This window comes from Piscinibacter lacus (genome assembly GCF_016735685.1).
GTDB lineage: Bacteria > Pseudomonadota > Gammaproteobacteria > Burkholderiales > Burkholderiaceae_C > Aquariibacter > Aquariibacter lacus.
This window is the reverse complement of sequence record NZ_JAERRA010000001.1, coordinates 507,003-519,606: the sequence shown is the minus strand read 5'-3', so window position 1 is coordinate 519,606 and position 12,604 is coordinate 507,003. Positions and strand designations below refer to the sequence as shown.

Here is a 12,604-nt window from a genome sequence, read left to right as displayed (position 1 = left end):
GGAGGTGGGGCGGCCTCAGCCGCGGAAGTGGTCGAAAGCGAGGTAGTCGGCCGCGACCGGCAAGCCGGCGGCATCGACGCAGCGCAGGCCGGTCTCGGCCTCGATGCGGCCGACCGGCGTGACGGCCACGCCGGCCTGCGCGGCGGCTGCGCGCACGGCCGCCTCGGCCGCGGCCGGGGCGGTGAAGGCGAGTTCGTAGTCGTCGCCGCCGGCCAGGGTGCACAGGCGCTGCAGGGCCAGGGGCTGGGCGGCCAGCTCGGCGCTGCGTGGCAGGGCATCGGCATCCAGCCGCAGGCCCAGCGGCTGCGGCCGGCCCAGGGCCTCGGCGCTGCGGGCCAGCAGGTGGCGCACATCGCCCAGCAGGCCGTCGGACAGGTCCAGCGCCGCGCTGGCCAGGCCGCGCAGGGCCTGGCCGAGGGCGACCCGCGGCTCGGGCCGCTCCATGGCGAGGCGGACCCGGTCGAAGACCTCGCCCGGCAGCTTGACCGTGCCGCGGAAGCCCTCCAGCGCAAGCCGCGCATCGCCGAGCCGGCCGCTGACCCAGAGCGTGTCGCCGACCCGCGCGCCGCTGCGCAGCAGGGCCTGGCCGGTGGGCACCTCGCCGATCACGGTGAGGCTGAGGTTCAGCGGGCCGGCGGTCATGTCGCCCCCGGCCAGGGCGATGCCGTGACGGTCGGCCAGGGCATAGAAGCCGTCGGCGAAGCGGCCCAGCCAGTCGGCATCGCCGCGCGGCATGGCGAGGGCCAGGGTGCAGGCCAGCGGGGTGGCGCCGCAGGCGGCCAGGTCGCTCAGGTTGACGGCCAGGGCCTTGTGGCCCAGGGCCTCGGGCGCGACGGTGGAGAGGAAATGCCGGCCTTCGACCAGCATGTCGGTGGACACGGCCAGTTGCATGCCGGGCCGCGGCGCGAGCAGCGCGCAATCGTCGCCCGGCCCCAGCGGCACGCCGGGACGCGGCGCACGGTGGCGGTGGAAGCAGCGGGCGATGAGGTCGAACTCGCCGGGCGGCGGCGAGGAGGCGGCGTCGGACATCGGCGGATTGTCGACCGCCGCCAGGCTGCGCTCAGTCGGCAGCCGACTCGCGCAGCATGTTGGCCAGCTCGACGGCCGAGCGCACGCCGAGCTTGTCGAAGACGCGGGCGCGGTGCACTTCCACCGTCCGCACGCTGATGGCCAGGGCATCGGCGATCAGCTTGTTCGGCCGGCCATCGACGACCAGGCGCATGACCTCGCGCTCGCGCTCGGTCAGCTCGGCCTCGCGGGCGGCCCATTGCACGCGGCGCTGGCGGGCTTCCAGCGCGCTGCGGCTGGCCTCCAGGGCGCGTTCGATGCGGTCGACCAGGGCGTTGTCGGAAAAGGGCTTCTCGACGAAGTCGAAGGCGCCGCGCTGGATGGCGGCCACCGCGGTCGGCACATCGCCGTGGCCGGTCAGGAAGATCACCGGCATCAGCGGCAGCACGCCGCGCGCGACGAGGCGGTCGAAAAGCTCGATGCCGCTGAGGCCCGGCATGCGGATGTCGAGCAGCAGGCAGGCCGGGTCGGCATAGGCCCGGTCGCCGCGGGTCAGCAGCATGCGCTCGAAGGCCTCGGCCGAGGGGTGGGCCTCGCTCAGCAGACGGCGGGTGCGCAGCAGCCAGCCCAGGGCCTCGCGCACCACGGGTTCGTCGTCGACCAGATGGACCACCGGCAGGCCGGTGATGGGCGCCGCCGCGGCGGGCGAGGGAGAGCGCATGTCGAGGAGGGTCGCGACGTTCATGGCGGGGAGGATTCCGGCGCCGCAACGCGCGGCAGCGTGAACGAGAAACAGCTGCCGCGCAAGCCCGGGGCGGCCCGCGGCCCGGCGCCGGCCACCGGCGCCGGGGCATGGCGCAGCGTGCCGCCGTGCTGCTCGATGACGGTGCGGCAGAAGTTCAGACCCAGGCCCATGCCCTCGGCCTTGGTGGTGAAGAAGGGGGTGAAGAGCTGGGCCGCGACCTCGTCCGGAATGCCCGGCCCGCGGTCGACGACCTCGAAGCGCACGGTCGCGGCCTCCTCGCGCACGCGCAGGGTCAGCTCGCGCTGCTCGGGCGGGGTGGCGGCTTCCATCGCATGCACGGCATTGCGGGTCAGGTTGAGCAGCACCTGCTCGATCATCGTGCGGTCGCAGCGCACCTCGGGCCGGCTGCGCGGCAGGTCGAGCGCGACGCGGGTGCCGCTGCGCCGCGCCTGCAACTGGACCAGGGGCAGCACGGCCTCGAAGAGCAGGGCGGCGGGCAGGGCCTCGCGCGGCTGCTCGCGCCGGCGCACCACGTCATGCACGCCCTTGATGACGCGGCCGGCGCGCTCGGCCTGCTCAGCGATGCGCTGCACGGCCTCGCGGATCATGGCGAAGGTGGGCGCATCCGGCGGCTCCATGCCGGCCTGCGGTGTCGCGGGCGGCTCGGCCGGCGGCGGCCCGCCCAGCAGGTTGAGCGAACCGGTGGCGTAGCTGGCGATGGCCGCCAGCGGCTGGTTCAGCTCATGGCTGAGCAGGGTGGCGATTTCGCCGACGGTGGCGAGGCGGGCCGCCGTCTGAAGCTTGTCCTGCTGCTGGCGGGCCAGCTCCTCGGCGCGGCGCTGGGCCGAGACGTCGAGCACCGCGCTCATCCAGCCGGCCTGGCGGCCCTGGGCATCGACCAGCGGCGCCTCGAAGACCAGCACCGGGAAGCGTTCGCCATCGGCGCGCATGAACAGGGTCTCGAAGCCCTCGCGCGGCGGCAGTTGGCCGGTGAGGCGCTCGCTCCAGCGGGCCTCGTAGAGCGCGCGCTGCTCGGGCGGCCAGTAGGGCGGATGAAGCTGGCCGACCAGCTCGTGCGGCGGGAAGCCGACCATCGCGCAGAAGGCCGGGTTCACATAGGTGATGCGGCCCAGCAGGTCGCGGGCGCGCAGGCCGGTGACGAGCGAATCCTCCATCGCGCGGCGCAGGGCCAGTTCCTCGGCCAGGCGCTGCTCGGCCGCGGCGCGGCGGCGCACGTCGCGCACCAGCAGGGCCACGACGGCGGCCAGCGCCAGCGACAGGCCGACCACCAGGCCGGTCGAGAGATTGGGAATCAGCGGCGGGCCACGGCGGTCGGTGTCGACCCGCAACGCCAGGCCCAGGCCGGGCAGGTCGAGCAGGCGCTCGGCCAAGTAGACGCCGGCCCCGCGCGGGCCGCCGACGCGGACCAGGCGGGTGCCGTCGCCTTCGACCAGGGCCAGCTCGTGGCTGCGCAGGATGGCCGGCGGCACCGCCTCCTCGATGGCCAGGCCGAGCGCGACGGTGGCGACGACATAGCCGCCCGCATCCTGCGGGCCGATCAGCGGCATGCAGAGGTCGACCACCTCCAGCCCCAGGCCGCCGGGCTGGGGCACGAAGTAGCTGCGCGACCAGCGCGGCAGCATCAGCCGGCGCGCACTGGTGCAGGCCAGTTGCAGTTCCAGGTCGAGCTGGGCGCGCGGCAGCAGGCCCTCGCTCATGCGCTCGCCGCCGGCCGGGGCGAAGAGCGGGCCGCGGAAGGGGCTCTCCAGCGTCAGGCGCAGCTCGAGCTGGGCATCGCGCAGCTCGATGCGCAGCATGTCGCGACGCTCGCGCAGCAGGCCCCGGGCCAGGGCGCTGGCGGCCTCGGCCGCCGGGGATTCGGCCCAGGACAGGCCCTGCAGCGCCTGCTGGTGGCGGCCGAAACGCAGCCGCAGGTCGGCCGCCACGGCGACCGCGGTGCGATCGGATTCCTCTTGCAGCCGGGTGCTTTCGGCCTCCAGGCTCAGCACGATCAGCAGGGTCTGGGCGATGCCCAGCAGGGCGACCAGCACCACCCAGGGCAGGGCCCGGCGCCAGGCGCGCGGGCGGGCTGGGGGCAGCTCGGCGGCCGCGGGCCAGGGCGGGGCCGGCGACAGGGCCTCGGGCGGGGAGACTGGGGGCGGGACGGGCGTCATGGTCGAGGCCCCAGTATTCGGACGCCCAGCGCAAAAGTGCTACGCAGTTTCGCGCATGAGCCCGCACCCCGCGGCGGGGAACACTGCGGGGGCGCAGCCCACCCGGCGCCGGCCTCGGCGGCCTGGGCGGACAATCCCGGCCTCGCCGGCCCGCGATCCATCGAGCCGCTCGACGAGGCCGCGGGCACCGCGGCCCGATCCAGCCGCCGCCCGCCTGCCTGCGCGATCCCGACCGGAGACCTTCATGTCCAGCCCCCAAGACGAAAAGCGCGACTCGCTGCGCCAGGCCGCGCTCGAATACCACGAGTTCCCGATCCCCGGCAAGCTCGCCATCGCCGCCACCAAGCAGTTGGTCAACCAGCGCGACCTGGCGCTGGCCTACTCGCCGGGCGTGGCCTTCGCCTGCGAGGAAATCGCCGCCGACCCGGCCACCGCCTACCGCTACACGGCGCGCGGCAACCTGGTGGCCGTGGTCACCAACGGCACGGCCGTGCTGGGCCTGGGCGACATCGGCCCGCTGGCGGCCAAGCCGGTGATGGAGGGCAAGGCCGTCCTGTTCAAGAAGTTCGCCGGCATCGATGTCTTCGACCTGGAGCTGGCCGAGAACAACCTCGACAAGCTGGTCGACGCGATCGCCGCGCTGGAGCCGACCTTCGGCGGCATCAACCTGGAAGACATCAAGGCCCCGGACTGCTTCTACGTCGAGCGCAAGCTGCGCGAGCGGATGAAGATCCCGGTCTTTCACGACGACCAGCACGGCACCGCCATCGTCGTGGGCGCGGCGATGATCAACGGCCTGAAGGTCGTCGGCAAGGACATCCGCAAGGTCAAGCTGGTCGCCTCGGGCGCCGGCGCGGCGGCCCTGGCCTGCCTGAACCTGCTGGTCAAGCTGGGCATGCCGCGCGAGAACATCTGGGTGACCGACCTGAAGGGCGTGGTGTTCGAGGGCCGCACCGAGCTGATGGACCCGGACAAGGCCGAGTTCGCGCAGCCGACCGCGCAGCGCACCCTGGGCGAGGTGATCGAGGGCGCCGACATCTTCCTGGGCCTGTCCGCCGGCGGCGTGCTCAAGCAGGACATGGTCGCCAAGATGGCCGCCAAGCCGCTGATCTTCGCCCTGGCCAACCCCAACCCCGAAATCCAGCCCGAGGACGTGAAGGCAGTTCGCGACGATGCGGTGATGGCCACCGGCCGCACCGATTACCCGAACCAGGTCAACAACGTCCTGTGCTTCCCCTACATCTTCCGCGGCGCGCTCGACAGCGGCGCGACGACGATCACGGTGGAGATGGAGATCGCCGCAGTCCACGCCATCGCCGAGCTGGCCCAGGCCGAGCAGAGCGAGGTGGTGGCCGCGGCCTATGCCGGCGCCAACCTGAGCTTCGGGCCCGAGTACCTCATCCCCAAGCCCTTCGACCCGCGGCTGATGATGAAGATCGCGCCGGCCGTCGCCCAGGCCGCGGCCGACAGCGGCGTGGCGGCCCGGCCGATCGCCGACCTGGACGCCTACCGCGAGAAGCTCCAGACCTTCGTCTACGCCTCCGGCACGGCGATGAAGCCGATCTTCAACCTGGCCAAGCGCGCGCAGCACAAGCGCGTGGCCTATGCCGAGGGCGAGGAGGAGCGCATCCTGCGCGCCGCCCAGGTGGTGGTGGACGAGGGCCTGGCCCGGCCCACCCTGATCGGCCGGCCGACGGTGATCGCCCAGCGCATCGAGCGCTTCGGCCTGCGGCTGGAAGCCGACCGCGACTACGACGTGGTCAACACCGAGCACGACGAGCGCTTCCGCGACTACTGGCAGACCTACCACCGCATGCAGGCGCGCCAGGGCGTGACCGCCCAGCTTGCCAAGATCGAGATGCGCCGCCGCCTGACCCTGATCGGCTGCATGCTGCTGCACAAGGGCGAGGTCGACGGGATGATCTGCGGCACCTGGGGCAGCACCGCCATGCACCTGCGCTTCATCGACCAGGTGATCGGCCGGCGCGCGGGCGTGAACACCTATGCCTGCATGAACGCGCTGATCCTGCCGGGCCGCCAGGTCTTCCTGGTCGACACCCATGTCAACCTCGACCCCACGGCCGCGGAACTGACCGAGATCACCATCATGGCGGCCGAGGAGATGCTGCGCTTCGGCGTCAAGCCCAAGGCGGCGCTGCTGAGCCATTCGAACTTCGGCTCCAGCAATGCGCCCTCGGCCATCAAGATGCGCGAGACGCTCGCCCGGGTGCGGGCCCGCGCCCCCTGGCTGGAAATCGACGGCGAGATGCACGGCGATGCAGCACTCGACCCCGGCTGCCGCGACGAACTGATTCCCGACAGCACGCTGAGCGGCGAAGCCAACCTGCTGGTGCTGCCCAACATCGACGCGGCCAACATCAGCTACAACTTGCTCAAGTCGGCCGCAGGCGGCGGCATCGCCGTCGGCCCGGTGCTGCTGGGCGCGGCCAAGCCGGTGCATGTGCTGACCCCTTCGGCCACCGTGCGGCGCATCGTCAACATGACGGCCCTGACCGTGGCCGACGCGAACGCGGCACGTTGAAGCCTGCCGACCTTGCCGCCCGGGAGGGCGGGACGGTCGCGACAAGCCCCGGGCCGCTGCCAATGGCCTTGCCGGACTGCCTCCATTTGTTGCAGCTCACTTGAGCTTTTGGGGCCGATTCGATACCATGCGCGCCTTCCGTTCTCAGGGATAACCCGTGCTGATCTCCGGCCCATCCGGCCGTCGTTCCGGTCGCTCCACCCGCCTTGGCGGCTGGATGCGCGTCGCAGCGACCTTGGCGATCGGCGCAGGCGCCCTGTGGGGCGGCCTCTCCGGACCGGCGGCCCTCGGCCGCTCGGACGCTCCCGCGACGACCCAGCCGGCCCAGGCCGCCACGGTCTCGCTGGCCCAGCTTCCGCCCGAGGCGCGCCAGACCCACCGGCTGATCCTGGCCGGCGGACCTTTCCCCTACGACAAGGACGGCAGCGTCTTCGGCAACCGCGAGCGCCTGCTGCCGGACCGCCCGCGCGGTCACTATCGCGAATACACGGTACGCACCCCGGGGGCCCGCAATCGGGGCGCCCGGCGCTTCGTCTGCGGCGGGCGCCCGCCCACGCAGCCCGAGGCCTGCTACTACACCGATGATCACTACGCGAGCTTCCGCCTCGTCGCGCAGTGAAACCAGGCATCTGCCGCCACCGAGGGGGAACGTGACCATGCTCTTGCAAACCGTCCGACCCAATATCGTCCAGGCGATCCGCGCCTTCCGCGTGGACGAGCTGATGCAGGCTGCCCAGGACCTGGGCCAGCACTTCCTCTATGCCAACCTCGCGCAGGCCCAGAGCAAGCAGGAGGTGCTGGAGACGCTGGCCACATCCTTCTTCTTCCCGCTGCATTTCGGCAAGAACCTGGACGCGCTCTACGACTGCATGACCGACATCGTGCACAAGGCCGGCGTGCAGCCGGGCTTCGTCGTCGTGCTCGACCAGCTCCCCGACCATGCCCGCTTCGACCGCGAGGCGCGCGAGCAACTGCTCGATGTCTTCCGCGAGGCCGCTGACTTCTGGGCCGAGCGCAAGATCGCCTTCCGCTGCTTCTACTCCTTCGCGGTCACCCGCCAGGACACCGGCGTGGCCGGCGAGCGTGCCATCGAGCTGCCCGCCCCCGAAGCCAAGCCGGCCAAGGCCCCGGCCAAGTCGAATGCCAGCAACTTCGGCACGAACATGCCGCTGATGAGCAGCGCCTTCGACACCGCCTGCTGGCTGGACGCGGCCTGAGGGCTCGGCCCGCCGCCTCCTTGCGCGGACGGCTGCGCCACCCGATCTGACGGGCCCTGCGGGGCCCGTCGGCGTTTTCAGGCCGCGACGGGCGGCAGGGCGGCGGCCAGGGCGAGGAACTCGGCCACTGGCACCTCCTCGGCGCGGCGCTGCAGGTCGAAGTCGCCCGCGTAGGCCTGGGTCTCCAGCCAGCGGCCCAGGCTGTGGCGCAGCAGCTTGCGGCGCTGCGAGAAGGCCGCGGTGACCAGGGCGCCCAGCCGTGCGGCGTCCACTCCGGCCGGCGCCGGCAGCGGCTGCATGCGGACCACGGCCGAATCGACCCGCGGCGGCGGATCGAAGGCCTCGGGCGGCACGTCCAGCACCGATTCGATCGCGTAGCGCCACTGCAGCATCACGCTGAGGCGGCCGTAGTCCTTGCCGCCGGGGGCGGCGGCCATGCGGTCGACCACCTCCTTTTGCAGCATGAAGTGCTGGTCGACGACGACCTCGACCGCCTCCAGCAAGTGGAAGAGGATGGGCGTGGAGATGTTGTAGGGCAGGTTGCCGACGATGCGCAGCTTGCGCCCGGCGGCCAGGGCGGCGACATCGACCTTGAGCACATCGGACTCGACCACCTCCAGCTCGGGCCGGCGACGCAGGCGGGCGGCCAGGTCGCGGTCCAGCTCGATCACGGTCAGCCGGCCGCAGCGCGCGACAAGCGGATCGGTCATCGCGCCCAGGCCCGGGCCGATCTCGACCAGGTGTTCGCCGGGCTGCGGGTCGATGGCGTCCACAAGGGCGTGGAGCACGCCGAAGTCGGCGAGGAAATGCTGGCCGAAACGCTTGCGCGGGATGTGCTTCATCGGGACGGCGGGCGGCCTCAGCGCGGCGGCTCGCGCATCTCGACATAGGCGCGGGCGCGGATGTCGCGCGACCATTCCTCGTAGGCCGGCTCGTACTTCTGCTCGCGCGCGGCATTGCGGGCGGCCTCGCGCAACTGGCGGCGGTCGACCGGCACGCGGCGGCGCTCGGTCACCTCGATGAGGTGCACGCCGAAACGCGAGACCACCGGCTCGGAGACGACGCCGATCGGCAGGCGGTCCAGGACCTGCTCGAACTCGGGCACGAACTGGCCGGGCGAGGCCCAGCCCAGGTCGCCGCCCTGCGGCGCGCTGCCGTCCTCGGACACCTCGCGCGCCGCCTGGGCGAAGGGCAGGCGGCCCGATTCGATCTGGGCCTTCAGCTCACGCAGGCGGGCCACGACCTTGTCGCGACCGAGCTGCGGGCTGGTGCGCAGCAGGATGTGGCGGGCATGACTCTGCTGCACATTCAGGCCGCCCTCGCTGCGCTCGACCAGCTTGAGCACATGGAAGCCGGCGCCGGAGCGCAGCACCGCAGGGGCCAGCTCGCCCGCCCGCAGGGGCTTGACGGCTTCGACGAAGAGGTCGGGCAGGCGGTCGGCCGTGCGCAGGCCGCCCAGCGAGCCGCCGTCGGCCTTGCTGCCGGCGGAGTACTCGTCGACCAGGGCGGCGAAGGGCTCGCCGGCCTTGGCGCGGGCCAGGGCTCGCTCGGCGATCACGCGGCGCTGGCTCGCCTCGGCCTCGGACGCGCCTTCGGGCACCGGAACCAGGATCTGCGCGATGTGGTACTCCGGCACCGATTCGGCCTGGCGTTGTTCGAGGTAGCGGTCGATCTCGGCGTCGGTGACGCGGATGCGGCCCTGCACCTCGCGCTCGCGCACGCGCTCGACCAGCATCTGATCGCGGATCTGGCTGCGGAAGCGGGCCGGGTCGGTGCCTTCCTGCTGAAGGCGCTCGCGCAACTGCTGCGGCGTCATGCGGTTGGAGGCCGCGATATTGGCCACGGCGCGGTCCAGCTCCTCGTCGCTGATGCGCACGCCGCTCTCGCGCGCATGGGCGAGCTGGGCGCGCTCCATGATCATCTGCTCCAGCACCTGGCTGCGCAGGTCCTCGGCCGGCGGCAGGCGCTGGCCGTTGCGCTGGGCCTCGCGTTCCAGGGCGAGGACGCGGCGCTGCACCTCGGCATGCGTGACCAGCTCGCGGCCGACCACGGCCACGATGTAGTCGCTGATCTGGCTGGCCGGCTGGGCCTGGGCCAGGGCGGCGATCAGGAGTGCGCCACCGGCGCAGGCGCGCCCCAGGGCGCGCAGGGGGAGAAGGCGGAGGATGGACACGGCGGGCAGCAGGGCAGAGGGGGTCATTGCGTGAGCGGCAGGCTGCCGATGGCGGCGCCTTCGTCGCGCAGCGGGCGGTAGCCGGGAATGTTGTCGCGCAGCACGCCCAGCGGGTTGGAGCCCAGGCGCGACAGGCCGACCAGCTCCAGTTGCAGCAGCAGGCGGGTGGTGGCCTCGCTGCGGCCGGTGGACAGGCGCTCGGCGACGATGCGGGCGATCCAGCAGCCCGAGTCGTACTCGAAGCCGACGATGGCATCGGTCACCCGGTCGTCGCGGCGGCTGTACTTGAGGTTGCCGACGGTGTACCAGGCGCCCGCGCAGCCCAGGGCGCTGCCACCCGCGCCGAAGCGCGAGAGGCTCACCGGGTCGCCGCGGGCGGCGGCATCCTGCTCGCGGTCGAGCAGGGTCTGGGCATGCTCGCGCCCATGGGCATTCAGGGGCCACTGCCAGCCGACTTCAAGCTGGTCGGTGGCCTCGCGGGTGAAGCGGTAGGCGGCATTGATCGTCCGCAGCGGGCCCGGCGAATAGCGCACGCCCAGCACCTGGCGCTGGATGCGGTCGGTCTGCGGGCTGTACTGGAGGTTGCCGTCCAGCCACCAGCGCGGGATGAGGTTGGTGCTGCCCAGCAGCAGCAGGTCGGACAGGCGCTGGGTGATGGGCGGGCCGTCGGGCGTGACCCGCTGGTCGTCGAAGAGCACGCGCTGCACCACGCCCAGGCGCAGGACCTCGGCGCCGGTGGAGGGGTCGAGGAAGCGGCTCGTCACGCCGGCGGTGAGCTGGTTGGCATCGCTCACCCGGTCGATGCCGGAGAAGGCGTTCTCGGCAAAGATGGAGGTGATGTTGAAGTCGTTGGCCGCGCTGTCGAAGTTGGGCAGTTGGTCCTGGCGCCGGAAGGGCGTGTGGACATAGAGCAAGCGCGGCTCCAGCGTCTGCGTGAAGCGCCGGCCGAAGTAGCTGGCCTCGCGCTCGAAGACCCAGGCGCTGTCGAGCGAAACGGTGGGCAGGGTGCGCGAGAGGCGCTTGCGCCCGTTGGCCAGCGGCTCGTCGAGGTCGTAGCTGGCGCTGTTGAGCGAGAGCCGCGGCGTCACCGTCCAGCCGCTGGCGCCCAGCGGCCGGATCGGCCGCGCGATGCTGCCCAGCAGGTGCACGCGGTTGCCGGCGACGAGGCTGCGGTCCTCGTGGCTGAAGCGGTTGGCCTCGGTCTCCCAGCGCCACTCGAAGCCGCGCGCCGCGCCGATCTGGCGCAGGCCGATCTGCGGCTCGCGGCGGTAGGGGGCGAGGATGCGGGCCGTCAGGTCGGCGTCCTGCAGCACCTGGTAGCGCTGCACGCGGGCGTAGGCGGTGGTCAGGCCCCAGTCGGCCGCGCGACGGTGCTCGGCTTGCAGATTCGTCGGCAGCAGGCGCGGGGTGAGGCTGGGCACGCCGCGCGGGAAGTCCTTCCAGTAATCGTCGTCCGAGACCCGCTGCATCGAGAAACGGTAGTCCAGCAGGGCCGAGCCATCCTGGCGGTAGACAGGCGCCCGCGCGCCCAGCCCGCCCTCGTGGCGCAGGTTCAGGGCCCAGCGGTCGCGGCCGGCCACCCGGTCGTCGGGCAGGGCGGTGGCTTCGAGCGAGCCGCGGTCGCTGGCGCTCAGGTAGCGGTACTCGCCGGTCGCGCCGGCGCCGCGGCGGCTGTAGACGCGCGGGGTGATCGTGGCATCGCGGTCGGGCGCGATGTTCCAGTAGTAGGGCACCGCGACATCGAGACCGCTCTTGTTGTCGAGGTTGATGTTGGGCGGCAGCCAGCCGGACTTGCGCGCCTCGGTCAGCGGAAAGCTGAGCTTGGGCGCGGCCAGGATGGGCACGCCCAGGAAGCGCAGCACCGCGCCTTCGGCCACGCCCTCGTTGGCTGCGAAGTCCAGGGTCACGCGGTCGCTGCGCAGCACCCAGTCCTGCGCGGACGGCGGGCAACTGCTGTAGCTGGCATCGGTCGCGCGGCCGCGGTTCTCGCCAAGGAACTCGAAGCGCGCCGCCGAGCCGCCGGCCTGCGTGCGGGCGAAGAAGTAGCTCGGCTCGACGAACTCGCCCTCGTAGCGGCCCAGCCTGAGCGACAGGGACTTGCCGCGGAAGACATTGCCATCGCGGGTGATGACCACCTCGCCCTCGGCCTCGGCCAGGTCCTCCGGCGGCTTGTAGCCGATCCGGTCGGCCCGCAAGGTGACCGGGCCGCGGCTGAGCACCGCATGGCCTTCGGCCAGGGAATCGACGCCCGGCGTGCCGCTGAGCCGTTCGGCTTCGACGCTGACCGGCAGCTCGGCCTCACGGCCCGCCGCCAGGCGGCCTTCCAGCCGGTTGCGCGAAGCCGACTGGCCCGGCTCGGCTGGCAGCAGGGCGCCCAGCTCGGCCCCGGCGCCCCAGCCGGCAGGCGCCGGGCAGAGGCCGCTGCCGCCCGTCACCTTGCCTGCCTGGGAAGCGGCCCCGCGCTTACCGGACGCGCCCTGGCCGGCCTCGGCCGAGCCGGCCAGCATCAGGCCGGCCAGCAGGTAGGGCAGGGACAGCCGGGCCGCCGGGCCGGGCAGGCCGGCGGGCCGGGGCAGGGTGAGGGCAGAGCGGGCAGCGCGCACGGTCAGGGCAGGCGTCGGAAGGAGGTTCGCGATCGGACACCGACGGGCGGTGGGCCGGGGCGGGGCCGCGCGTCGGTCGCGCTGCGGGGCGGGCAGCCCCCGCTGGCAAAATTCGCGCGATTATCCACGCGCACCCCGGCGC

At 72.8% G+C, this 12,604-nt stretch carries 8 protein-coding genes and 1 pseudogene; 3 read left to right on the top strand and 6 right to left on the bottom strand.

Features of this window, described 5'->3' with window-relative positions; all coding sequences use genetic code 11:
* Positions 1 to 15 precede the first annotated feature (15 nt).
* From thiL to JI742_RS02365, 3 genes are read right to left on the bottom strand one after another with little or no spacing between them, the layout of a single operon-like run.
* Positions 16 to 1,029 carry a thiamine-phosphate kinase gene (gene thiL / locus JI742_RS02375; protein WP_201823682.1) on the bottom strand — a complete coding sequence of 338 codons (1,014 nt, stop codon included), beginning with the start codon at positions 1,027 to 1,029 and terminating at the stop codon, positions 16 to 18.
* A 31-nt stretch (positions 1,030 to 1,060) separates the two neighbouring features.
* Positions 1,061 to 1,729 carry a response regulator transcription factor gene (locus tag JI742_RS02370; protein ID WP_201826298.1) on the bottom strand — a complete coding sequence of 223 codons (669 nt, stop codon included), beginning with the start codon at positions 1,727 to 1,729 and terminating at the stop codon, positions 1,061 to 1,063.
* A 20-nt stretch (positions 1,730 to 1,749) separates the two neighbouring features.
* Positions 1,750 to 3,927 carry a sensor histidine kinase gene (locus JI742_RS02365; RefSeq protein WP_201823681.1) on the bottom strand — a complete coding sequence of 726 codons (2,178 nt, stop codon included), beginning with the start codon at positions 3,925 to 3,927 and terminating at the stop codon, positions 1,750 to 1,752.
* A 244-nt stretch (positions 3,928 to 4,171) separates the two neighbouring features.
* Between JI742_RS02365 and JI742_RS02360 the strand changes: the two genes are divergently transcribed.
* The 3 genes and pseudogenes from JI742_RS02360 to JI742_RS02350 all read left to right on the top strand — a co-directional run.
* A complete protein-coding gene (locus tag JI742_RS02360) occupies positions 4,172 to 6,469 on the top strand; it encodes an NADP-dependent malic enzyme (RefSeq protein WP_201823679.1) in 2,298 nt (765 codons plus the stop codon).
* 217 nt (positions 6,470 to 6,686) lie between these two features.
* Positions 6,687 to 7,088: a guanyl-specific ribonuclease gene (locus JI742_RS02355; protein ID WP_201823677.1), complete on the top strand. Its 402-nt coding sequence runs from the start codon at positions 6,687 to 6,689 to the stop codon at positions 7,086 to 7,088.
* A pseudogene (locus JI742_RS02350) lies at positions 7,051 to 7,518 on the top strand (barstar family protein); the annotation flags it as partial. The gene JI742_RS02355 and the pseudogene JI742_RS02350, both read left to right, overlap by 38 nt.
* Positions 7,519 to 7,763: 245 nt before the next feature.
* Here JI742_RS02350 and rsmA read toward each other — a convergent pair.
* The 3 genes from rsmA to JI742_RS02335 are packed head-to-tail and all read right to left on the bottom strand — an operon-like array spanning position 7,764 to position 12,462.
* Positions 7,764 to 8,528 carry a 16S rRNA (adenine(1518)-N(6)/adenine(1519)-N(6))-dimethyltransferase RsmA gene (gene rsmA / locus JI742_RS02345; protein WP_201823670.1) on the bottom strand — a complete coding sequence of 255 codons (765 nt, stop codon included), beginning with the start codon at positions 8,526 to 8,528 and terminating at the stop codon, positions 7,764 to 7,766.
* A gap of 17 nt (positions 8,529 to 8,545) precedes the next feature.
* Positions 8,546 to 9,886 carry a peptidylprolyl isomerase gene (locus JI742_RS02340; RefSeq protein ID WP_201823667.1) on the bottom strand — a complete coding sequence of 447 codons (1,341 nt, stop codon included), beginning with the start codon at positions 9,884 to 9,886 and terminating at the stop codon, positions 8,546 to 8,548.
* Positions 9,883 to 12,462, bottom strand: a complete 2,580-nt coding sequence (locus JI742_RS02335) for an LPS-assembly protein LptD (protein ID WP_350309619.1) — start codon at positions 12,460 to 12,462, stop codon at positions 9,883 to 9,885. The genes JI742_RS02340 and JI742_RS02335 overlap by 4 nt, the downstream gene beginning before the upstream one ends.
* Positions 12,463 to 12,604: the final 142 nt, after the last annotated feature.

Bases quoted from the DNA above. Each gene is read 5' to 3' on its own strand.
- JI742_RS02355 (WP_201823677.1), top strand. From the start codon at position 6,687: ATGCGCGTCGCAGCGACCTTGGCGATCGGCGCAGGCGCCCTGTGGGGC.
- JI742_RS02365 (WP_201823681.1), bottom strand. From the start codon at position 3,927: ATGACGCCCGTCCCGCCCCCAGTCTCCCCGCCCGAGGCCCTGTCGCCG.
- JI742_RS02360 (WP_201823679.1), top strand. From the start codon at position 4,172: ATGTCCAGCCCCCAAGACGAAAAGCGCGACTCGCTGCGCCAGGCCGCG.
- JI742_RS02340 (WP_201823667.1), bottom strand. From the start codon at position 9,886: ATGACCCCCTCTGCCCTGCTGCCCGCCGTGTCCATCCTCCGCCTTCTC.
- rsmA (WP_201823670.1), bottom strand. From the start codon at position 8,528: ATGAAGCACATCCCGCGCAAGCGTTTCGGCCAGCATTTCCTCGCCGAC.
- JI742_RS02370 (WP_201826298.1), bottom strand. From the start codon at position 1,729: ATGCGCTCTCCCTCGCCCGCCGCGGCGGCGCCCATCACCGGCCTGCCG.
- thiL (WP_201823682.1), bottom strand. From the start codon at position 1,029: ATGTCCGACGCCGCCTCCTCGCCGCCGCCCGGCGAGTTCGACCTCATC.